At 64.8% G+C, this 22,134-nt stretch carries 22 protein-coding genes; 12 read left to right on the forward strand and 10 right to left on the reverse strand.

The genetic code is table 11. The features are described from left to right. Positions 1 to 70 precede the first annotated feature (70 nt). On the reverse strand, positions 71 to 454 hold the full coding sequence (locus V6N07_RS05630; RefSeq protein WP_371154691.1) for a methylglyoxal synthase: 384 nt from the start codon (positions 452 to 454) through the stop codon (positions 71 to 73). A 202-nt stretch (positions 455 to 656) separates the two neighbouring features. On the opposite strand from V6N07_RS05630, the gene rpmH reads away from it, so the two are divergent. The 10 genes from rpmH to argB all read left to right on the forward strand — a co-directional run bounded on the left by rpmH (position 657) and on the right by argB (position 9,331). Beyond that, positions 657 to 791, forward strand: coding sequence for a 50S ribosomal protein L34 (rpmH, locus tag V6N07_RS05635; protein ID WP_012177012.1), 135 nt, complete (start codon positions 657 to 659; stop codon positions 789 to 791). Between the two features lie 6 nt (positions 792 to 797). Continuing rightward, positions 798 to 1,196, forward strand: a complete 399-nt coding sequence (gene rnpA / locus V6N07_RS05640) for a ribonuclease P protein component (RefSeq protein ID WP_371154695.1) — start codon at positions 798 to 800, stop codon at positions 1,194 to 1,196. After that, entirely contained in the window at positions 1,193 to 1,414 is a 222-nt protein-coding gene (yidD, locus tag V6N07_RS05645) for a membrane protein insertion efficiency factor YidD (protein WP_371154697.1), read from the forward strand. The genes rnpA and yidD overlap by 4 nt, the downstream gene beginning before the upstream one ends. 149 nt (positions 1,415 to 1,563) lie before the next feature. Beyond that, positions 1,564 to 2,445, forward strand: a complete 882-nt coding sequence (ttcA, locus tag V6N07_RS05650) for a tRNA 2-thiocytidine(32) synthetase TtcA (protein WP_371154698.1) — start codon at positions 1,564 to 1,566, stop codon at positions 2,443 to 2,445. 60 nt (positions 2,446 to 2,505) lie between these two features. Then, positions 2,506 to 4,062 carry an EAL domain-containing protein gene (locus tag V6N07_RS05655; protein WP_371154700.1) on the forward strand — a complete coding sequence of 519 codons (1,557 nt, stop codon included), beginning with the start codon at positions 2,506 to 2,508 and terminating at the stop codon, positions 4,060 to 4,062. 455 nt (positions 4,063 to 4,517) lie between these two features. Continuing rightward, the gene (gene yidC, locus V6N07_RS05660) at positions 4,518 to 6,383 is read left to right on the forward strand and encodes a membrane protein insertase YidC (protein WP_371154701.1); all 1,866 of its coding nucleotides are present in this window, start codon (positions 4,518 to 4,520) and stop codon (positions 6,381 to 6,383) included. After that, the gene (locus V6N07_RS05665; RefSeq protein WP_371154702.1) at positions 6,380 to 7,117 is read left to right on the forward strand and encodes an MOSC domain-containing protein; all 738 of its coding nucleotides are present in this window, start codon (positions 6,380 to 6,382) and stop codon (positions 7,115 to 7,117) included. Before yidC ends, V6N07_RS05665 begins: the two co-directional genes overlap by 4 nt. Then, entirely contained in the window at positions 7,108 to 7,758 is a 651-nt protein-coding gene (locus V6N07_RS05670) for a CatB-related O-acetyltransferase (RefSeq protein ID WP_371154703.1), read from the forward strand. The genes V6N07_RS05665 and V6N07_RS05670 overlap by 10 nt, the downstream gene beginning before the upstream one ends. Then, a complete protein-coding gene (gene yihA, locus V6N07_RS05675) occupies positions 7,755 to 8,408 on the forward strand; it encodes a ribosome biogenesis GTP-binding protein YihA/YsxC (RefSeq protein ID WP_371154704.1) in 654 nt (217 codons plus the stop codon). Before V6N07_RS05670 ends, yihA begins: the two co-directional genes overlap by 4 nt. Positions 8,409 to 8,455: 47 nt before the next feature. After that, positions 8,456 to 9,331: an acetylglutamate kinase gene (argB, locus tag V6N07_RS05680; protein WP_371154706.1), complete on the forward strand. Its 876-nt coding sequence runs from the start codon at positions 8,456 to 8,458 to the stop codon at positions 9,329 to 9,331. A gap of 123 nt (positions 9,332 to 9,454) precedes the next feature. Here the strand turns inward: argB and V6N07_RS05685 are convergent, their stop codons facing one another. From V6N07_RS05685 to V6N07_RS05695, 3 genes are all read right to left on the reverse strand, one after another. After that, on the reverse strand, positions 9,455 to 10,732 hold the full coding sequence (locus V6N07_RS05685; RefSeq protein WP_371154708.1) for a DUF3422 family protein: 1,278 nt from the start codon (positions 10,730 to 10,732) through the stop codon (positions 9,455 to 9,457). 103 nt (positions 10,733 to 10,835) lie between these two features. Next, on the reverse strand, positions 10,836 to 12,038 hold the full coding sequence (gene kynU, locus V6N07_RS05690) for a kynureninase (protein WP_371154709.1): 1,203 nt from the start codon (positions 12,036 to 12,038) through the stop codon (positions 10,836 to 10,838). After that, the gene (locus V6N07_RS05695) at positions 12,035 to 12,769 is read right to left on the reverse strand and encodes an SDR family NAD(P)-dependent oxidoreductase (protein WP_371154710.1); all 735 of its coding nucleotides are present in this window, start codon (positions 12,767 to 12,769) and stop codon (positions 12,035 to 12,037) included. Before V6N07_RS05695 ends, kynU begins: the two co-directional genes overlap by 4 nt. 116 nt (positions 12,770 to 12,885) lie before the next feature. On the opposite strand from V6N07_RS05695, the gene V6N07_RS05700 reads away from it, so the two are divergent. Together V6N07_RS05700 and V6N07_RS05705 are read left to right on the forward strand one after the other, a co-directional pair. Continuing rightward, a complete protein-coding gene (locus tag V6N07_RS05700) occupies positions 12,886 to 14,460 on the forward strand; it encodes a Re/Si-specific NAD(P)(+) transhydrogenase subunit alpha (protein WP_371154711.1) in 1,575 nt (524 codons plus the stop codon). Between the two features lie 13 nt (positions 14,461 to 14,473). Then, positions 14,474 to 15,913, forward strand: a complete 1,440-nt coding sequence (locus V6N07_RS05705) for an NAD(P)(+) transhydrogenase (Re/Si-specific) subunit beta (RefSeq protein ID WP_371154712.1) — start codon at positions 14,474 to 14,476, stop codon at positions 15,911 to 15,913. Between the two features lie 70 nt (positions 15,914 to 15,983). Here the strand turns inward: V6N07_RS05705 and V6N07_RS05710 are convergent, their stop codons facing one another. The 6 genes from V6N07_RS05710 to V6N07_RS05735 form a co-directional block, all read right to left on the reverse strand. After that, positions 15,984 to 16,469 (reverse strand): hypothetical protein, encoded by a 486-nt coding sequence (locus V6N07_RS05710; RefSeq protein ID WP_371154713.1) that lies wholly within the window; start codon positions 16,467 to 16,469, stop codon positions 15,984 to 15,986. A 279-nt stretch (positions 16,470 to 16,748) separates the two neighbouring features. Continuing rightward, positions 16,749 to 17,228, reverse strand: a complete 480-nt coding sequence (locus tag V6N07_RS05715; protein ID WP_371154714.1) for a hypothetical protein — start codon at positions 17,226 to 17,228, stop codon at positions 16,749 to 16,751. A 111-nt stretch (positions 17,229 to 17,339) separates the two neighbouring features. After that, the gene (locus tag V6N07_RS05720) at positions 17,340 to 18,344 is read right to left on the reverse strand and encodes an ABC transporter ATP-binding protein (protein WP_371154716.1); all 1,005 of its coding nucleotides are present in this window, start codon (positions 18,342 to 18,344) and stop codon (positions 17,340 to 17,342) included. Next, entirely contained in the window at positions 18,344 to 19,597 is a 1,254-nt protein-coding gene (locus tag V6N07_RS05725) for a hypothetical protein (protein ID WP_371154717.1), read from the reverse strand. The genes V6N07_RS05720 and V6N07_RS05725 overlap by 1 nt, the downstream gene beginning before the upstream one ends. Continuing rightward, positions 19,594 to 20,862: a carbohydrate ABC transporter permease gene (locus V6N07_RS05730; protein WP_371154719.1), complete on the reverse strand. Its 1,269-nt coding sequence runs from the start codon at positions 20,860 to 20,862 to the stop codon at positions 19,594 to 19,596. The genes V6N07_RS05725 and V6N07_RS05730 overlap by 4 nt, the downstream gene beginning before the upstream one ends. Then, entirely contained in the window at positions 20,859 to 22,085 is a 1,227-nt protein-coding gene (locus V6N07_RS05735; RefSeq protein WP_371154721.1) for a carbohydrate ABC transporter permease, read from the reverse strand. The genes V6N07_RS05730 and V6N07_RS05735 overlap by 4 nt, the downstream gene beginning before the upstream one ends. Positions 22,086 to 22,134 lie beyond the last annotated feature (49 nt).

The following is a 22,134-nucleotide window of genomic DNA, read 5'->3' on the forward strand; positions in this document are numbered from 1 at the left end:
GATCAGACCTTGCAGTGATACCGGGCCGCAAGGGACGGGACCAGCCGGCCCACGCAACCGTGACCGCCCGTCAGGTCACCCCAAGGGTCGCAAAGCCGGGCGAGGCCACGATAAGGTCCGCGGTGGACGGGTTGCAGGCCATCGGCACGTCATGGACCGTTGCCAACCGGGTCAGCGCCTTGACATCGACGTCATGCGGATGCGGCGACAGCGGATCCGTGAAGAACACCAGCAGGTCGATGCGCCCCTCGACGATCAGGGCGCCGATCTGCTGATCCCCGCCCAGCGGCCCGCTTTCCACGAGATGCAGATCGAGCGCGGGGCACCGTTTCGCCAGGACGCCCCCCGTGGTACGGGTCGCAACACAGCGATGCGGGCGCAGGGCGTCTTCGTTGGCGGCGATCCAGTCGGCCAACAGGGGTTTCTTGCGGTCGTGGGCGATAAGAGCGATCATGCCCCCCGATAGCAGGCGCCCGCCCGCAATCACAGGGGGCATCGGCACCGGATACACGCCGGACACCCGCAATGTGCCGCTTGTGTGAAATCGGTTCCGGTTCAACCGTTGACACCCCCCTGCCCCTCGCCTAGACGGCGGCTTCAAATTCGCAACGCCGTCGATTCATATTGGGTCCGGCCAATGATCCGGAGAGAAGGCCATGAAACGCACCTTCCAGCCCTCGAACCTCGTCCGCAAGCGGCGTCACGGTTTCCGCGCACGCATGGCCACCAAGGCCGGCCGCAAGATCCTGAACGCCCGCCGCGCCCGCGGTCGGAAGTCGCTGTCCGCATAAGCCCCGATGGGGTTTGACGACATCGCGCCGGAGGCTTCGCAGTCTCCGGCGTCTTTGCGCGTTCTGGCGCGCAGATCGCAATTCCTTGCGCTGAACCGGGCCGTACGCGTGCCTGCCGGCTCTTTCCTGCTGCAGGCGCGGGATCGGGGTGATTCCGACCCGGTGATCGGTGTCGGCTTTACCTGCTCCAAGAAGGTCGGCAACGCGGTTGCCCGGAACCGGGCCAAGCGGCGCCTGCGCGAAGTCGCGCGCCTCGTCCTGCCCGCCATGGGCCGACCGGGTTGGGATTATGCGCTGATCGGACGGGCCGGCGCGACCGCCGCCCGACCGTTCGATGCCTTGCTGGCCGATCTGCGCGCCGCGGTCGAACGGGCGCATGGCGGATCCCGAACAGGTCGGTCGTGACCCCGCTTGCGCGCCTGCTGAGCTGGCCCGTGCATGCATATCGCGCGGTCTTTTCCCCTCATGTCGGACACAACTGCCGATATGAGCCGACCTGTTCCGCCTACGCCCTCGAAGCATTGCAGAAACATGGCGGGCTGCGCGGTGGGTCGCTTGCCCTTCGGCGGATCCTGCGCTGCAATCCCTTGGGCGGAAGCGGGATCGACAATGTGCCGGACTGACGCGGGCGGACCGGTCGGACAAACGTCATCGGGACCGCAGGGCACGACATGGGCGGCGGTCGGATTGCGCGAGGTCGGCGCCCCGGACCACGGGTGGTGGAAGGCCCCTGCCGGACCCGCTATCACACATCAACCGCAGGAGGTGGCCCATGCTCGACGACGCTGACGACATCCACGCGCTGTTTCAAGGCGCCCCCAAGACGACCGAGTTCCGCAAGCTGCGCAAACGGATCATCCGCGAAACGCGGGAGGCGATCGACCGCTACTCCATGGTCGATCGGACCGGCCCCCGGCAGAAGTGGCTGGTTTGCCTGTCCGGGGGCAAGGACAGCTATACCCTGCTGGCCGCCCTGACGGAGCTTCAGTGGCGCGGCCTTCTGCCGGTCGATATCCTCGCGTGCAATCTGGATCAGGGACAGCCGAACTTTCCGGCCACCGTCCTGCCCGCGTTCCTGGCCGAACGCGGCGTGCCGCACCGGATCGAGTATCGTGACACCTATTCCATCGTGAAGGACAAGGTTCCGGCCGGGCGCACCTACTGCGCGCTGTGCTCGCGCCTGCGTCGTGCCAACCTCTACCGCATCGCGCGGGAGGAGGGATGCTCTGCCGTGGTTCTGGGACATCACCGCGACGACATCCTCGAGACGTTCTTCCTGAACCTGTTTCACGGCGGCAAGGTGGCCACGATGCCGCCGAAGCTTCTGAATGACGAAGGCGACGTGATGGTCCTGCGCCCGTTGGCCCATGTCGCCGAAGCGGATTGCGAGCGGTTTGCGCGCGCCATGAACTATCCCATCATCCCCTGCGACCTGTGTGGCAGCCAGGATGGCCTACAACGTCAGGCCATCAAGGCCATGCTCGACGGGTGGGAGGCGAAGGCACCCGGACGACGCGGCAAGATGTTCTCGGCTCTTTGCCAGGTCCGGCCATCCCACATGCCCGACCCCGAGCTGTTCGATTTCGCCGCCCTCATCCCCCACCCCATTGCCGCGGATGAGGACAATTCGCCGGAAAAAGACGCGGAACATTAAGGAACGGGTCACGAACGACGTCTAGGCAGGTCGCACGAAAACGCGTGGCCGGAGGATGGGATGTCGAAGGTGGACAAGGCGCGCGCAGGCGATCGGCCGCTGCTGAACCGTCTTTCGGACCTCGGCTCCCGTATCGACTGGATGATGCTGTTTCCTGTCCTGACCGCCTGTGCGTGGCTGTTGGGTCAGGATGCCGTCGCCATGGTCCTGGTCGTCATCCTGCCGGCGTTTCTCGCGCTGCAGGGAAGGCAGAGGGACGCATACCTGCGGCATGTCGCGGACATCGTCGATGGACGCCCGTTGCAGAAATCATCGCTGCACATGACGATAGATGACGTCCTGGTCGATTGCGCCCGCCGCGATCGGACCACGGCCGTGATGCAGATCCAGATCGAGGACCTGCCGGTGACTGACGGCGATTGGGGATCGGACGTTGCCCAGACCCTGATGGATCGCGTGACGCAACGGATTGCCGCCGTGATGCGGGGGCAGGACAGGATCATCCGGTCCGGGGATGCCTGCGTGACGGTCGTCCTGAACCCGACGCGCCGTACCGACCTCGATGTTGTCATGAATATCGTGGACCGGGTTCAGATCGCGATCGCGGAACCCATATCGGTCGATGGGCGAGCCCTTCGCGTCCGATCGCGCATTGGCATCTGCTCGGAGGCGATGGCCCCATCCCGCAGCGGCGCAGCTTTGCTGGCCGCCGCCGATTGCGCGCTGCGCGTGGCCATGCGTCATGGCGACGACGCCGTGCGTGTGTTCAATCAGGACATGCAGACGCAGGTCGAGTTCGACCACAAGCTGGCCACGCAGATCGACGACGCGCTCGATACCGGCCAGATCAGGCCATGGTTTCAACCACAGGTTCACACCGTGACCGGTCATATCACGGGATTCGAAGCCCTCGCACGTTGGCACCACCCTGAGCTGGGCCTGCTGCTGCCGGACAGGTTCCTGCCTTGCGTGCAATCGGCCGGGCGTATCGTCGACATGGGGGATGTCATCCTGCGCCAAAGCCTCAAGGCCCTCGTCGCATGGGATCAGGCGGGGCTTTCGGTGCCAAGTGTCGGTATCAACCTGTCGCTGGAGGAGTTGAGCGATCCGCGCCTCGCCGAACAACTGATCTGGCAGGTGGATCACCACAACATCGCGCCGAGCCGCATCGCGATCGAAATTCTCGAAACGGTCACCCTTCGCGACGGCGACGAAACCGTGATGCGCAACATCGAACAGATGCGAAAGGCCGGTTTCCGGCTCGACCTCGATGACTTCGGCACCGGGGCGGCGTCGATCTCTCACATCGCGCGGTTTGGTGTCCACCGCATCAAGCTGGACCGTAGCTTCGTGCGCGGGATCGATACTGACGAGGCAAAGCGCAGGATGGTAGCGGCCATCCGCTGTCTGGCGGACGCGCTAGACGTCATCATCCTCGCGGAAGGGGTCGAGACGGAGGCCGAACGGGAAACCCTTGCCGCATTGGGGTGCCAGCAACTTCAGGGGTTTATCGTCGCCCGACCAATGCCCTTCGACGACACGATCCCGTGGGCCTTGGCGCGGCGCCATGCAACCACCAAGGACCCGCGCGACAGACAGGCACGGGGTAGCGTGTGACGTCCGGGATCGATGATCCGGGGTACGAGCAACCGGAGCAATCAGGTGGCCCCCGGTTGTCGCCATTTGTCGCGGTGCGTGCCGCCGGTCCCGGAAACGGCGATGAGGAGTTTGCTGTAGCACGGCACCTTTCGCCCCGAGCCGACGGGTGATGCGCAGAACCCGCGCAGAGGTTTCCCAAACCATCAGTCGCGCGACACGATCCGACGCAAAGGCGCGGAACTGACGATCATCATCGCCGCAACCCAGCTTCCCTTTGTACCCTGACCGGGCTTCTCGGGCAGTCCCGCCCCCTGTGCCGCGCGTCGAAAATACGACCGAAGACCCCCGGCAGGCCCACCGCCAATCGACGGATGCGGCGCCTTGTCGACACCCTCGGCCAGCTTTCGCCTTGACCTTCGGCACCGGCGTCTATTGAACCGCGCGCAACCCCCGACATGCCCCTGGACGGTCCAATGGACGATCAAAACAAGAACCTCATCCTCGCCACAGTGCTTTCCGCGCTCGTGCTGCTCGTCTGGTTTTTCCTGTTCCCACCGGAGCAGCAAGCACCCGTCGTCGAGCAGACGGCAACGAATGACGGCATTGCCGACCCGGTCACGGGCGCGATCACGCCGCCGATCGCACCCGGTGACGCGGTCGTGGTACCCGCGCCGGGCGAAGCCCGCGAAGCTGCGCTAACGACCAATGCCCGCGTCACGATCGAGACACCGCGCCTGACCGGCTCCGTCTCGCTGGCCGGTGGTCGTATCGACGACCTGTCGCTCAAGGACTACCAGGAAACCCTCGACGACGATTCGCCCATCGTGACCCTGTTCAGCCCGGCGGGCGTTGCCAATGCCTACTATGCGCTGCACGGCTGGGTTCCCGGCGGAACGCTTGCCACGGATGCGGTTCCCGGCGCGACGACGGTCTGGTCGGCCCCGGAGGGCGCGGTCCTGACACCCGAGACCCCGTTGGAAATGACATGGGACAACGGCGCGGGCCTTCTGTTCCGCAAGACCATCTCCATCGACGAGAACTACATGTTCACGGTCGATCAGGCGGTCGACAACAACACCGGCGCCCCCGTCCGTCTGGCGCCCTATGGCCTGATTGCCCGTCAGGGTGAGCCCGAGACCGTCAACTTCTTCATCCTGCACGAAGGCGTCGTCGCCCGTTCCGATGGCAAGCTGCTGGAACTGGACTACGACGACATGACCGATCTCGACCCGGTCGCCGCCGAGGGGGGCCGCGTCCAGATCACCGAGGCGAGCGAGGACGGCTGGATCGGTTTCACGGACAAGTACTGGATGGCAACGCTGATTCCGTCCGCTGGCGTGCCGTTCTCGGAGGTCGTCAAATACGTCGACCGTGCCGACCGGTATCAGACCGAAACCCGCCTGCCCTATCGCACCGTCGAAGCCGGCGAAGCGCATGTCTCCTCCTCGCGCCTGTTCGCAGGTGCCAAGGAATGGGAAGTTCTGCGCGAGTATCAGAACGACGAAGGCATCGCCGGCTTCGTGGATTCCATCGACTGGGGTTGGTTCTACTTCCTGACCAAGCCGATCTTCGCGGCCCTTCACTGGCTGAACGCGCTGATCGGGAACATGGGGATCGCGATCATCGTGCTGACCCTCGGCATCAAGGCGATCCTGCTGCCACTGGCCTACAAGTCCTACGTGTCCATGGCACGGATGAAGGAATTGCAGCCGGAGATGGAGGCCCTGAAGGAAAAGGCAGGCGACGACCGGCAGAAGATGCAGCAGGGCATGATGGAGCTCTACAAGAAGAACAAGGTGAACCCCGCCGCCGGGTGTCTGCCGATCCTGTTGCAGATCCCGATCTTCTTCAGCCTCTACAAGGTGATCTTCGTCACGCTGGAATTGCGCCACGCGCCCTTCTTCGGCCCGTTTCAGGACCTGTCGGCGCCGGATCCCACGTCCATCATGAACCTGTTCGGCCTGTTGCCGATTGCCCCGCCCGAACCGGGATCCATCCTCGCGCTGGTGTTCATCGGCATCCTGCCGATCCTGCTGGGCATTTCCATGTGGTTGCAGCAGAAGCTGAACCCCGCGCCCACCGACCCGACGCAGGCGATGATCTTTGCCTATCTGCCGTGGGTATTCATGTTCATGCTGGGCGGGTTCGCCTCGGGCCTCGTGGTCTACTGGATCGCGAACAACACGATCACCTTCACGCAGCAGTATCTGATCATGCGCTCTCACGGGTCCAAGCCCGACCTGTTCGGCAACATCAAGAGCAGTTTCAGCCGCAAGAAGAAGACCGAGGCCGCCGCCGCCAACAGCACCAAGGCGCCGTCGGGCAAGGGCAAGAAGTGACAGCCCGGCTGGCGTCCATCTGGCGCCATCCGATCAAGGCAATCGGACGCGAGGCGATGGACCGCGTCACCCTGATCGCCGGGCAGACCCTGCCCGGTGATCGTGTCTGGGCCATCGCCCACGACCTCAGCGACGCGCCCGACGACATGTGGTCGCGCTGTGGTGGTTTCTTGCGGGCTGCGTCCTCTCCCCGGTTGATGGCCGTCGAAGCTCGCCGGGATGGCGGGACATTGGTGCTGACGCATCCGGACCGCCCCGAACTGGCCATCGACCCTGACGCGGATTCCGCCCGCCTGCTGGAATGGCTTGCCCCCCTCGTCGCCGAGGGACGCCCTGCACCGGCGCGTGTCGTCCGTGCACCGGCAGGACACGGCATGACGGATACCTCTGCCCCGTCGATCACCTTGGGCAACCTGACCAGCCACCGCATCGTGGCCGAACGGCTTGGCCGCGACCTGTCCATCCACCGCTGGCGCTGCAACCTGTGGATGTCCGGCCTTGCCCCGTGGGAGGAGTTCGACCTTGTCGGCCGTCATGTTCGTCTGGGCGACACGGTATTGGAGGTCTACAAACGCATCGACCGCTGTCGCGCGACCGAGGCGAACCCGCAAACAGGGCGGCGCGACGCGGACACCCTTTCCGTTCTCGATGAATTCGGCCACCGCGACTTCACTGTCGGCCTGCGCGTCGTAGAAGGGGGCGAACTCGCTATCGGAGACGTCCTATGCCTTTGATCGGTCCGAACCCCGATACCCTGACCCCCATGGCGCCCACCTACAACGGGACGGTGTTTCTGCGGCCGCTGGCCGAGGGGCGCAGCAATGTCACCGTGGGGGCCTATTCCTATTACGACGATCGAGATGAAAGACGGGATTTCTTTGATCACAACGTCCTGCACCACTTCGATTTTGTCGGCGACCACCTGACCATCGGACCTTTCTGCGCAATCGCCCACGGCGTGCGCATCTTCATGAACGGCGGCACCCATGCAATGGATGGGTTCTCGACCTATCCGTTCAATATCTTCGGCAGCGGCTGGCAGGAGGGCTTCGACCCAGCCAGTTGGGAGGCCGGTCGCAAAGGCGACACCATCATCGGACCTGACGTCTGGATCGGAGACGGCGCGACCCTGATGCCCGGCGTCACGGTCGGCGCAGGCGCGATCATCGCGGCAGGCAGCGTCGTCACCAAGGATGTGCCGCCCTACGCCATCGTTGCCGGGAACCCGGCCAAGGTGGTCAGGGAACGGTTCGACGCGCAGACGATCGCCCGCCTGTTGGACGTCGCCTGGTGGGACTGGACGCCGGACAAGATCACACGCAATCTGAACGCGATACGCGGCGCCGACCTGCCCGCGCTGGAGGCCGCAACATGACCGCCCTGCCCTTTCCCGTCTCCGACGCCCCGGACCCGCAGTCCGAGGAGCGCGGCCGCAAGCTGTTCGCCACCGGCGGCGAATTTCTGAAAGGCGTCGTCGCCATGAACGGAATGCCGCCCGCCGACCGGATCGAAGTCTGCTTTGCGGGCCGGTCCAATGTCGGCAAATCGACCCTGATCAATGCCCTGACGGGGCGCAAGGCGCTGGCCCGTGCGTCGAACACCCCCGGCCGGACGCAGGAGATCAACTTCTTTACCCTTGCCGAAAGCCACTACCTCGTTGACCTGCCGGGCTACGGCTTTGCCAACGCGCCTGTCGCCGTCGTGGCAAAATGGCAGGCGCTGCTGAAATCCTACCTTGCCGGGCGGCAGACGCTGCGCCGTGCCTTCGTCCTGATCGATGCACGTCATGGGGTGAAGGCCGTGGACGAGGAGATCATGTCCCTCCTCGACGCCTCGGCCGTGACATTCCAGACGGTGCTGACCAAGGCTGACAAGGTCAAGGATGCCGCGCGGGAGGAGGCGCTGACCGCGACACGCACGGCCCTTGCCCGTCATCCCGCCGCCTTTCCGGAACTGATCGTCACCAGCAGCGAGAAGGGTTGGGGCATCCCGACCCTCCGCTCCGTCATCGCCGAAATCTCCTGACCGGGCCAGACGGACCCGATCCGACCCCGCCCCCACAGGACCAGACCATGAAACGCCAGGACGCCATGATATCCCGCGACAACGCCGCCATTGCCCGCACATTGAACGAAGCGCTGCCTTACCTGACGCGCTATGACGACGCTGTCGTGGTCATCAAGCTGGGCGGGCACGCCATGGGTTCGGACGAGGGGATGGCCAGTTTCGCGCGCGATGTCGTGTTGATGCGCACGGTCGGCATCAATCCGGTGATCATTCACGGCGGCGGGCCGATGATCAACCAGATGCTGGACCGGCTGGGCGTCACGTCCGAATTCGTGCGCGGCAAACGCGTCACCGACGCGGCGACCCTGCAGGTGGTCGAAATGGTGCTGGCCGGTGAGATCAACAAACGCATCGTGCAGGCGATCAATTCGGCCGGTGGGCGCGCCGTCGGCCTGTCCGGCAAGGACGCCGACATGATCACCTGCGAACAGACCGATCCGGAGCTTGGGTTCGTCGGCACCCCGACGAAAGTGGACCCCCGTCTGCTGCACAGCCTGTTCCGCGACGAGATGATCCCCGTGATCGCGCCGATCGGGACCGGTGCAGCGGATGAAACCTATAACATCAACGGCGACACCGCAGCAGGCGCCATTGCCGGCGCCCTGCGTGCGGACCGCCTGCTGCTTCTGACCGACGTCGCCGGGGTCAAGGACGCCTCGGGCGAGGTCGTCACCCAATTGAGCGCAGAGCAGGTGCGCAGCCTGACCGCCGAAGGCGTGATTGCAGGTGGCATGATCCCCAAGACGGAAACGGCACTGGACGCCCTGGAGGCGGGGGTGCGCGCCGTCGTGATCCTGGATGGCCGCGTGCAGAACGCCGTGCTTCTGGAACTGTTCACCAGCCACGGCGCAGGCAGCCTGATCCGCATGGATCCCGCCTGATCCGGCAACACCCCGGCAGCAATGGTCAACCGCGCTGCGTAAAACACGCCGTCCCCCATCCCTCTGGCTGAAAATGCCTTGGGGGCCGCCACAGGGCGCGGGTGCAGCGCCCCCTCGGGCGCGTCAGCTTTCCATGCCCTTCCGAATGCGCCGGACCACCCACCAGACGGCCCCAACGACGGGCAGGACTGCAATCGCCGTCAGCATTTCCTTGGACATCCCGACCCCGCCCGCGAGCGGATAGAGCAATGCCGACACCAAGCCGAGGGCGTAGTAGCTGATCGCGACAACCGACAGCCCTTCGACGGTCTTCTGCAGGCGAAGCTGGGCCGCCGCGCGTTCGTCCATGGAATGCAGCAGACGGGCGTTCTGTTCGGCACGGTCGACGTTGACCCGCGTCGACAGCAGGTCGCCCGCACGTTTCGCCCGCTCGGCCATGGACTCCATCCGCGCCTGCACCGCCCGACAGGTGCGCATGGCCGGATCGAAGCGCCGCATCATGAACTCCGCAAGGGTCTGCCGCCCGCCGAACCTTTCCTCCCGCAGGACGGAGATCCGTTGTTTGACCAGCGCCTCATAGGCTTCCATCGCGCCGAACCGAAATGACGACCGCGCCAGCATGGTTTCCAGGTCGGACCCGATGGTCAGAAGGCCCGCCAAGGTCGCATCCGTCTGCGCCTCGCCCGCGCGTAGGGCCCCGACCAGTCCCGACAATGTCCGGTCCATGTTGCCCAGATCTGCCGACAAGGCGCGCGCCCGTGGCAGGGCCAGCATCGCCATCGTCTTGTAGGTCTCGATCTCGGTCAGGCGTTGCACGATCCGGCCTACGCGGCGTTCCCCCGTGGCATCGGCGGCAAAGACCGCGAACCGGATGTGCCCGGCGGAATCGATACGGAAATCGCTGGCCAGAATGGCGCTGTCGTCAAGCACGCGGCTGACGGCAAGGCTTTCTGGAACGAACCAATCAGCCAGCTTGGCCTCGATCTGCTCTTCGGGCGTTTCGCATTCCACCCGCACCAACGCGGAGGTCAGCCGCACGCCCGGAACCTCGGCCAGCCAATCGGCGGGAAAGACGTCGAAAACGGACCCATCGAAAGGACGGTCGGCGACACCGTTGGAAAACAGCGTGTAGGTCACGAACTCCGTATGGTTTTCCCATTTCAGCATGTGCCTGCCAAGCTGACCGAAGAAATGGGTCGCGCCCGGGGGCGGGTGATCGGCCCCGAACCTGTCGAGCAGGGATTCGAGGTGGGCGCGGTCCAGACTGCGATCCCGGTTCGCGGCGTCCGCCTCGCGCTTGATGGCCAGGTAGGCCGCGCGACAGGGGGCCGTCAGCGTCGGAAACGGCCGCGCGTGCAGCTCGTTTGCAAGATCGTATCGGCGGGGATGGTCGCGCAGCATGGCGGGCTCCAGAAAGCGTCTCGCCTCCGCAGGTAGCGCCCGCACGACCGCTCTCAAACGATCCGGGCGGTATACTTCGGTATTCGTGACATCCACGTCATCCTCAGGTGACCGCGTTCCGGGTCGCGTATTCAGGTCGCCGGTAGGCCCCGCTGTCCATGACATCCGCCAGAATCCCGACCGCCGCGTCCACCTCCGCCTCGGACAGGAACAAAGGCGTGAAGCCGAAGCGCAGGATGTCGGGAGCGCGGAAATCCCCGATCACGCCACGCGCGATCAAGGCCTGCACGATGGCATAGCCGTCGGGGTGTCGCAGGCTGATCTGACTGCCCCGCGGCACGTCAGGTGCCAGTGCGGGCGTCAGATCGGGACAGGCATCCGCCACGCCCGCGGCAAATCGATCCGACAAGGCCAACGACCGCGCCCGCACCGCTGCCATGTCGATGCCGTCCCAGACATCGAGCGCGGCTTCCAGCGCGGCCAGTTGCAGGACCGGCGGTGTCCCCACGCGCATCCTTTCGATCCCTTCGCCCGGCGCATAGGCGGGATCGAAGGCGAAGGGCGCCGCATGACCAAGCCAGCCTGATAGCGCAGGTCGAACGGCATCCTGCAGGTCCTTGCGCACGTAGATGAAAGCAGGCGCACCGGGCCCTGCGTTCAGGTACTTGTAAGTGCAGCCCACTGCAAAATCGGCCCCGGCGGCGGTCAGGTCGACCTCATGCGCGCCGGCGGAATGGGCCAGATCCCAGATCGTGACGATCCCCTTGGCCTGCGCCGCGCGGGTCAGGGCGGCCATGTCGTGCATCCGCCCCGTGCGATAGTCCACCTGTGTCAGCATCAGCACGGCGACATCTTCGCTCAGCGCGGCCTCGACGCCTTCGGGCGCGACGGTGCGCAGGCTATGCCCCTGACCAATCGTCGAAATCAGCCCCTCGGCCATGTAGAGGTCGGTCGGGAAATTTCCCGTGTCCGACAGGATGACGCGCCTGTCGCCCGCCAGATGCAGCGCCGAGGCGAGCGCCTGATAGACCTTGATCGACAGGGTGTCGCCGGTCGTCACCGTGCCCGGCCCCGCCCCGATCAGCCGCCCAATCCGGTCGCCCAGACGCGTGGGCCATGTCATCCAGCCCTGTCCACCCGCGCCGCTGTTCCAGCCCCGGATCAGCAGGTCGCCCCATTCGTCCTCGATCACCGCGCGCACCCGCGCCGACACGGCCTTGGGCAGCGGCCCGAGGGAGTTGCCGTCGAGATAGATCACCCCGTCCGGCAGGTGGAACTGTGCCCTCAGTGCGGTCCAATCCATCAAAACTCTCCCCCGGCGATCTGTATCGCCTGACCGTTTACACTGCGCGCAGCGTCAGAACACAGATATAGTGCGGCGCCCGCAACCTCCTCTGCGTCAACAAGACGATGGTGCGGGTTCTGCCCCACCATGATGTTGCGCGCGTCGGCCTCGGACATGCCGGTCCGTGCCATGATGCGGGCGGTGTTGTCGGTGACGATATCCGTATCGACGTAGCCGGGACACAGCGCGTTGAACGTCACCCCGCGCCCAAGGTGATCGGCGGCCAACCCCCGCATCAACCCGATCATCCCGTGCTTGGATGCCGTATAGGCCGCAGCCCCCTTCAGCCCCTTCAATCCCGCGATGGAAGAGACGGCAATCACCCGGCCCCATTCCGTCATGTCCGGCAGGCAGGCGCGGGTGATGTGATAGCAACCGTCCAGATTGATCGCCATGATACGCCGCCACATCGCGGCATCGGTGCGGGCAAGCGATGCGCCTTCGGCCACGCCGGCATTGGCGACACATATGTCGACCGGGCCATTCGCGTCGCGCGCCGCCTTCACGCCGTCGATGACACTGCGCTCGTCCGCCACGTCCATGACCACCGGCGTACAGCCGGGAACCTCGCGCAGGATGGCGCCCCTACGGCCCGTGATCGTGACCTCGGCCCCCGCATCGCGAAGGGCCAGGGCAATGGCGCGGCCGATACCCGTGCCGCCACCGGTGATGATGGCATGACGTCCTGACAATCTCTGCCCCAAGACAGCCCCCTTGCGCAATAATGTGACCTGATCCATTACCCTTACCTTGAGCAACCTTGTGATTAAACCAAGGATGTTATCGGTAACATGGCGCGGAGGCCCCCATGAAGATTGGCGCACCAAAAGAGGTACACGAGGGCGAAGCCCGCGTGGCCATCACCCCCGACAGTGCAGCGCATCTGCAAAAGCTCGGCTATGACGTGGCGATCGAGACGGGGGCAGGTGCGAAAGCGGGCTTTACCGACGAGGCATACCGCGCCGCCGGGGTCGAGGTGATCGACACCCCCGCGCAGCTCTACAAGGTGGCCGAAGTGGTTGCCAAGGTTCGCCCCCCGACCGAGACCGAGGTCAAACGGCTTCAGCATGGGCAGCTGTTGATCAGCTTCTTCTATCCGGGCGCGAACGAGGCCCTGATGGAGATGGCCCGCGACAAGGGCGCGTCGGTCATCGCGATGGACATGGTGCCGCGCATTTCCCGCGCACAGAAGATGGACGCCCTGTCGTCGATGGCCAACATCGCCGGCTACCGCGCGGTGATCGAGGCGGGCAACAACTTCGGCCGCTTCTTCACTGGCCAGGTGACGGCGGCGGGCAAGGTGCCCCCGGCCAAGGTTCTGGTGATCGGCGCAGGCGTCGCGGGCCTTGCCGCCATCGGCACCTCGACTTCGCTGGGCGCAATCACCTACGCCTTCGATGTGCGCCCCGAAGTGGCCGAACAGATCGAGTCGATGGGTGCGGAGTTCGTCTTCCTCGAATTCGACGACAGCGAATTGCCCGACGGCGCGGCGACCGGCGGCTATGCCCCGCCCAGCAGCCCCGAGTTCCAGGCCAAGCAGCTGGCCAAGTTCCGCGAGATGGCGCCCGACATCGACATCGTCATCTCGACCGCGCTGATCCCCAACCGCCCTGCCCCGGTCCTGTGGACCAAGGACATGGTCGAAATGATGAAGCCGGGTTCGGTCATCGTCGACCTCGCTGCCGAGCGTGGTGGCAACTGCGAACTGACCAAGCCGGACGAAAAGGTCGTGACCGACAATGGCGTGACCATCATCGGCTACACCGACTTCCCCAGCCGGATGGCGACGCAGTCCTCGACGCTTTATGGCAACAATATCCGTCACATGATGGCCGACCTGACGCCCGAGAAGGACGGACAGGTCGTGCACAACATGGACGACGACGTGATCCGCGGGGCGACCATCACCCATGCGGACCAGATCACCTTTCCGCCACCCCCGCCCAAGGTTGCGGCCATCGCCGCAAAGCCGAAGGAAAAGGTCGTCATCCCGACGCCCGAGGAGACGCGCGCCGCCGAAGTCGCCGCCTTCAAGACGCAGACCCGCAATCAGGTCGGCCTGTTGGCCATCGGCGGCGCCCTGCTGCTGGCCGTGGGCCTGGTCGCTCCGGCCAGCTTCATGCAGCACTTCATCGTTTTCGTCCTGTCCGTGTTCATCGGATTCCAGGTCATCTGGGGCGTGGCACACAGCCTGCACACCCCTTTGATGGCGGTCACGAACGCCATCTCGTCGATCATCATCCTCGGGGCGGTGATCCAGATGGGATCGTCGTCCGTGCCGGTTGTCCTGCTGGCCGCGCTTGCGGTCTTCATGGCCGGGATCAACATCTTCGGCGGCTTCCTCGTGACACGGCGCATGCTCGCCATGTTCCAGAAATCCTAAGGGGGACCGGGTCATGGATTACGGATTCACCACCGCGGCCTACGTGGTCGCAGCCATCCTGTTCATTCTGTCGCTGGGCGGCCTATCGGGGCAGGAAAGCGCCAAGCGCGCCGTCTGGTACGGTATCGTCGGCATGGCGCTGGCGGTCTTTGCCACGCTGATCGGGCCGGGCACGGGGCTTTGGCCGCTGACGGTCATCCTGATCGGCCTCGGCGGGGCCATCGGGTATCAGCTGGCCACCAAGGTCCAGATGACGCAGATGCCGGAACTGGTCGCGGCGATGCACTCACTGGTCGGTCTTGCCGCCGTCTTCGTGGGCATCAATGCCCATATCGAAATCGGGGCGGTTGCAAACGCCCTCGTGGCGGGGACGGACCCCTACGAGATGGGCACCTTCGCGGCCCTGATCGCCAAGAAGACACCGGTCGAGATCAACATCCTGCGGGTGGAGCTGTTCCTCGGGATATTCATCGGTGCCGTGACCTTCACAGGCTCGGTCATTGCCTATGGCAAGCTGGCCGGCAAGGTGAACACGGCGGCGGCGAAACTGCCCGGCGGGCACCTGCTGAATGCGGCTGCGGCCGCACTCTCGGTCATCTGCCTGATCTGGTACTTCCAGTCCGGCGGCTTCCTGCCCCTGTTCCTGATGACCCTCGCGGCCCTGTTCATCGGCTATCACCTGATCATGGGCATCGGCGGCGCGGACATGCCCGTCGTCGTGTCGATGCTGAACAGCTATTCCGGCTGGGCGGCGGCGGCGATCGGCTTCAGCCTTGGCAACGACCTGCTGATCGTGGTCGGCGCATTGGTCGGATCGTCGGGTGCGATCCTGTCCTACATCATGTGCAAGGCGATGAACCGGTCCTTCGTGTCGGTCATCCTGGGCGGCTTCGGCGGTCCGGCGGGCGAGCAGATGGCCGTCGAGGGCGAGCAGGTCGCCATCGATGCCGACGGTGTCGCCACCGCCCTGAACGAGGCCGACAGCGTCATCATCATCCCCGGCTACGGGATGGCCGTGGCGCAGGCGCAGGGTGCGGTCAGCGAGCTGGTGCGCAAGTTGCGCGCCAAGGGCAAGAACGTACGCTTTGCGATCCACCCCGTTGCCGGCCGGTTGCCCGGTCACATGAACGTCCTGTTGGCAGAGGCCAAGGTGCCCTACGACATCGTTCTGGAGATGGACGAGATCAACGATGATTTCCCCGATACGGATGTCGCCATCGTCATCGGGTCCAACGACATCGTCAATCCGGCGGCACAGGACGACCCCAACAGCCCCATCGCAGGAATGCCGGTTCTGGAATGCTGGAAGGCCAAGCAGGTATTCGTGTCCAAGCGCGGACAGGGCACGGGATATTCGGGCATCGAGAATCCGTTGTTCTTCAAGGAGAATACGCGGATGTTCTATGGGGATGCAAAGGCATCTCTGGATACGCTGCTGCCCAAGATCGACTGATCCATCGACTGTCGCGCAATGAAAAAGGCCGCCCCGAGGGGCGGCCTTAACTTGTTAAACCTTCGCCGGATTACATGGCGAGGATGGATTCGATCTTGTTGACGCCATCGTTGTCCATGTCGTCGCCCGAGAAGGCGAGGAAGTAGATTTCGGCGACCTGTGCGTCGGTCAGCGTCGAGGCGTCGGCTTCGTAGCCGCGCTTGTCGAGCCAGTTCTGGACCGAGATGACGACCGAGGATTCACCGGCGGGCATCAGGCCCGTTTCGGCGTCCATGTCGGTCAGCGTGGCGCGGCGCTCGGTGATCGTGCGATAGCCTTCGCCTTCAAGGGCCGACTCGATCTTCAGGTTACGCTCGTTGCCGTCTTCACCCTGGCCGGCAAAGTAGATCTCGACGACCTGCTCATCGCTCAGCGAGGACACGGCGACGTTGGACTTGCCGGCTTCTGCCAGGATCGACTCGACGTCGCTGACCATGGTCGGCGAAACACCGGTATAGGCCATTGCGGGCGCGGTGAGGGACAGGGTGGCGGCGGTGATAAGTGCGATGCGGTTCATAGTAGTTCCTTTCGTTGCGATGACGTCGTCTGTTGTGCGGCGTCTCTGGGTACACAACCGCAGATGGGCGGATTTGGTTTCCCGATATTTCGTTTTTTTTCAAAGGAACCAGATGGTTGTCTTGCGCGTTTTTCGCGCCGCGATGCGCGCGCCCGGTTGGAATGACGCCGGGAAAACCGTGGGTTAGAAATGACAAACGCCCCGGCCTTTCGACCGGGGCGCCGCTCAAACAGGCACCTTCGTCACCGCACAACCAATAGAAGGCACCCGGAGGTCGGGTCAGGCGGCCATTCGATCTGGCGGCGCCTGGAATTCTGATTCGGTAATGAGCCCGACAAGCGTCTGGGCCGTATGCCGGATATTGCGATCCGTCAGGACGGGACGTCCCGGCCCTTCGGCCCACGTCATCCCGAGGCGGATTGCAGCGGCTGAAATGCTGGCAAGCGAGGGCGCATTGCCAAGGCCGCTGGCGACCTTTCCGGACATGTCGGGGCCGAACGGGTCAAGCAAGCCATCGACGACGAAGGCCTGCATTGCAGGCGACAGGGTCAGCCCGCCATGGCAGGGGGCAAAGACGACGGCATCCGCTTCGGACAGGGCCGACCATGCGGCAGCAGACAGCGCGCCCGTCTCCGAAACCTCCCAGATGCGGGCCTTGCCGCCGGCGACAGCGACACCCTCGGCATAGACGCGGCACAGGCCGGACAATCGGCCGACGGTCGGTTCGGTAACAATCTCGATGTGGGGCCTATGTAACATCTTGTTTTCTCCGGCTGCTCTTGCCGGGACAACACAGGCGAACCCCGTTTGGTTCCATCTGGATGGAATCAGGGGCGCGCCGGATCCGGCGCGCCCCTGGGTGTCATGCGATCAGACGCGTTGTCCGTCCGCATCGAAATAGTGCAGCGGCGCCTGCGAAATGGTCAGGCCGATCTGCTGTCCCGGCTTCAGGTCGGTGGTTCCGTCCGTCCGCACCGTCAGTTTTCCCGCCTCGCCGCAATCGACGATCAGGTAGGTGTCGGCGCCAAGGTATTCGGTCACATCCACGACCCCGCGCAGATCCCCACCCTCGGCGGTCAGGCCGATCGCCTCGGGCCGCACGCCCAGATGCACGGCCCCCTGCGGTGATGCGGCATAGGCGCCCGCGGGGATCACGTTCATCTTCGGGCTGCCGATGAATTGCGCCACGAACAGGTTCGCGGGGCGGTCATACAGTTCACGCGGCGATCCGACCTGTTCGATCCGCCCGGCCTGCAGGACCACGATCCTGTCGGCAAGGGTCATCGCCTCGACCTGATCGTGCGTGACATAGATCATCGAAGCCGCAAGCGTCTGGTGCAGCTTGGCGATCTCGTATCGCATTTCCACCCGCAGCGCGGCGTCGAGGTTCGACAGCGGCTCATCGAACAAAAACGCCGTGGGATCGCGCACGATGCTGCGCCCGATGGCGACGCGCTGCCGCTGTCCGCCCGACAGGTCCTTGGGCCGCCGATCGAGGTATTCGTCCAGCCGCAGAACGTCGGCGGCATGCCCCACCTTTTCGGCAATCTCGGCCTTGGAGGCACCCGCCGTCTTGAGCGAGAAGCCCATGTTTTCGCCCACCGACATGTGGGGGTAGAGGGCATAGGACTGGAACACCATGGCCAGTCCCCGCTTGGCGGGCGGTTCCGCCGTCATGTCGGCACCGTCGATGATGATTTGGCCGCGCGACGTCTCCTCCAGCCCCGCGATCATGCGCAGCAGCGTGGACTTGCCGCAGCCCGAGGGGCCGACGAAGATGACGAACTCTCCATCCTGCACCTCCAGGTCGACACCCTTGATGACCTGCGCATTGCCGAACCATTTTTCGACCGCCTTCAGCGTAATCGATCCCATCAGACGTCCCTCCCTGCCCAGCCGAGCCAGACGGCGGCAGTCCATGTGAATGTAGAGCCACCGGCGGGCGTGCCCTCGCCGGGGTCGTAGTATTCGGCGAACCCCTGTCGCCGGATCAGGTCGGCGGTCTCGCGGCGCAGGCGGTCGGCTTCGGCGGTCAGGCCGCGTTCCTCCATCCCGAACCCGATGAGGCAATTCATGATCGGCCAGACCGGCCCACGCCAATAGCGCAGCGGCTCATAGACCGCGCCGTCGGGATCATAGCTGGGCAGGCCCCACCGGACCTTTTCCCAGACGCGGGCAAGGGGCGCGCGCATCCGGTCGTCGTCGATGCCCGCATACCAGCACAGGAAGGACGCGTTCGACACCGACCCGGACCAGTCGCCGGTCAGGACGTTGCGGCTGTCGTAGCAGCCCAGCGTGTCGTTCCATAGGCTCCTGGCTCCGGCCTCCAGCGTCGAGATCCACGCCTCGATCCCGCCGACATCGAGGCCGAGCGCCTGCCCCGTCGCCAGAAGGTCGCGGTGCGCGCGCAGCAGGATGAAGGTCATCGTCGGATCGGCGACGCGGAACGGGTTGTCCGCCTTGATCACCGCATGGTCCCAGTTGCAGGCGACCCCGAACTGCACCAGCGCGATATAGCGGTCGTAGTCGAACTTGGTCGGCCGCATGGCCGGGTCGACGTGCCCCGTATCGCGCCGGGTGTATTCCCCCACCCCGGACGGATCGACGTCGGCCAGGGCCCCGTCCCAGTCGGGGGCATTGTCGCGCCCCGCCTCCCATGGATGCGTGATGCAGCAGGCGCCGTGGTCGTCCAGCCGGTAATCCATGAACCACTGGTGCCAGCGCTTCAGGTCAGGCCAGATCGCGCGCAGCCGGTCGGCGCCCGCGTCCGGATCCGCTTCGTACATCCGCCGCGCGAAACTCGCGGCGACGGGGGGCTGGCTGATGCCCGATGACGGGATCGGCCCCCGCCCCTGCCAGACGTCGGGTCCGGGGTAATATCCGGGGTCCGCCCGGTGGAACAGGATATGGGGCAGCATCCCGTCCTCCCACTGCCCGGACATCAGCGTCTCCAGCTCGATCCAGCCGCGATCCACGTCGAAGGTCGAAAAGCCCCAGGCGGCAAAGGCCGAGTCCCAGTTCCACTGATAGGGATACAGGCCAGCCGTCGGCACCGTGTACCCTCCACGGTCGTTGCCGGTCATGATCGCACGGCCCTGTGCGTTCAGATCATTCGTCATATCGGTCATCCTTTGACACTCCCGGCCGTCAGCCCCTTGGTCATGAATTTTTCGAGGCCCAGGAAGATCACCATGATCGGCAGCGTGGCGATCACCGCGCCCGCCATCAAGTGCTGTCTGGGCACTTCGGAAGAGTTGAGCGCCGACACACCGCGTGTCAGCGTGAAGATCCCCGGATCATCCAGCAACATGAAGGCCAGCAGGAACTCGTTCCACGCGATCATGAAGACATAGAGCGACACCGACGCCAGCGCCGGAAGGGACAGCGGCAGGGTGATCTTCAGGATCACCTGCAAGCGGGTCAGCCCGTCCATCAGGCCGGCTTCCTCGACCTCCGCGGGCAATCCGCGGAAGTAGCCCTGGAGCATGTAGAGCGCCACCGGAATGGTCGTGACCGGATAGATCAGCAACAGACCGGGGATCGAGTTGCGCAACCCCGTCACCGAGAAGGCGATATAGATCGGCAGGGCCAGCACGATCATCGGCACCATGTAGATCAGCAGGATGGAGCGCGAAAACGCCGCCCGCCCCCGGAACTTCAGCCGCGCCACCGCATAGGCGCCCGGCACGCTGAACAGCAGGGTCAGCGCGACCGTCAGGACGGACACATAGAACGATGTCCAAAGGTAGGACCCGAAGCCGTAGTCGGCGAACAGTTCCTGATAAGACCGCAAAAGGCCCCACCCCCGCTCCCAGTCGAGAGAGAAATCCAGCGGGTTCTGCAACAGCGCCTGCTGCGACTTCAGCGATGTCATCACCATGACGTAGAAGGGGATCGCGACCATGGCGGTAAAGAACAGGTAGCCGAAACCGGTCAGGAACCGGATCACCGACTCCTCCCACTCATGCTTGCTGGCATGGCCCTTGGGCAGCGGTGCAAGGATCTTGGCCAGGCCAAGCCCGACACCGATGACCAGGGCCAGCTGCCCGAAGACAGACGCCCCGACGCCCGCCTCGGAATAAAGCGGCCCGAAACCGATCCACCCCAGCACGGCAAGGGCCAGCACTGCGGGCAATGCCCGCCGCCCCAGAAACACAATGCCAAAACCCAGCACCGCACCCCACAGAACGGACGGCAACATCAACGGGCGGAATAGTGCGCCGGTTGCGAAGGCCATGACCACCGCGACGGTCACGGCAATCGTCACAGTCCACAACGCGCCCAGGATCGCCCCGGTCAGGGCCCCGTTGCGCCAGATGCTCTTCTTCCTGGCGGAAATACTCCGGGGGGTCCGGGGGGCTGGCCCCCCGGCCTTGCGCTCTGCCACACTCATAGCCCTTCCTCCCGAGAGATGAACCGAAAGAACAGCGCAGCAAAGACAAGCAATGTGCCGAAGATCACGACCGCGACAGCCGCTCCCGCGCCGATGTTGGAAACCGCGAACGCCTGCTCATAGACGTTGACCGTCAGGGTCCGGGTGCCCGCGTTGCCGCCCGTCAGCAGGAAGATGTCGTCGAACTTGTTGAACGTCCAGATGAAGCGCAGCAGGAACAGGACCGACAGGATGCCCAGCAGCATCGGCAGGGACAGGTAGCGGAACTTCTGGAACGGCGACGCGCCATCCATGTCGGCGGCCTCGTACATGTCCGTATCGATCGACTGCATCCGCGCGAGGATGAACAGGAACGACAAAGGGAAGTAGCGCCAGATCTCGAACACGGTGACCATGATAAGGGCCAAAGGCCGGTCCCCGAAGAAGTTGATCGGCCCGTCGGTCACGCCCATCTGCTGCAACAGGGCATTGGCGGAGCCCGAGAAGGGATCGAACAGCGTCACCCAGGTGAAGGCCACCGCGATCACGGGCGCCACATAGGGGAACAGGTACAGACCGCGCAGCAACCCCTGCCCCTTGAACGATTGGTTCAGCAGCAGCGCCGCCATCAACCCGACGCCGAGCGCACCGACCGTGCCGACGACCGTGTAGAACACCGTGGCCCAGAGGACCGACAGGAAATCGCGGGCGGAAAAGATGCGGGCGAAGTTCTCGCCGGTGAATTCGAAGTTCGTCAGGACGAAATCGCCCTCGCCCCGCACGATTGCCGGCACCTCGTCATTGTCCGGCAGGGGCCCGCTCGCCTCGGCCGGGATCTGCAGGCGTTCGCGCCAGCCGCCGTCGACATCCCCGAAATCGCAGTCGAGGTCTCGACCGGTCAACGTGCACATCTCGGGCAATTCGGTGATCGTGACGCCTTCGGGGATCACGTCGGAAAAACCCACCCCGGTCATCGCCGCATCGGCGGACGAGACGCGCACCCGGTAATCGAGGCGCAGGTCGTCGCCCGGATCCCCGCGATATCCTTCGCGCATCACCACCTCGGGCGGGCGCAGATCGGACAGTTCGACCGGCTTGACGCTGATCCAGAAGATGGCCAGCAGTGGCAGCAGGACGACCAGCGAAATGATGGTCAGTGTCGGCAGCAGCAAACCCCAGGCCAGCCGCGCTTCGCGACGTGCCAGTGGCCCCTGCCCCTTTGGGGGGGTGGCGATGTCAGACATGTGGATTTCCCGAAAAGAAAGGGGGGCGGCCCACCGGGGCCGCCCGCCC

Origin of the sequence: Jannaschia sp. 2305UL9-9, from assembly GCF_041403465.1 — a bacterium.
Classification (GTDB): Bacteria; Pseudomonadota; Alphaproteobacteria; order Rhodobacterales; family Rhodobacteraceae; genus Jannaschia.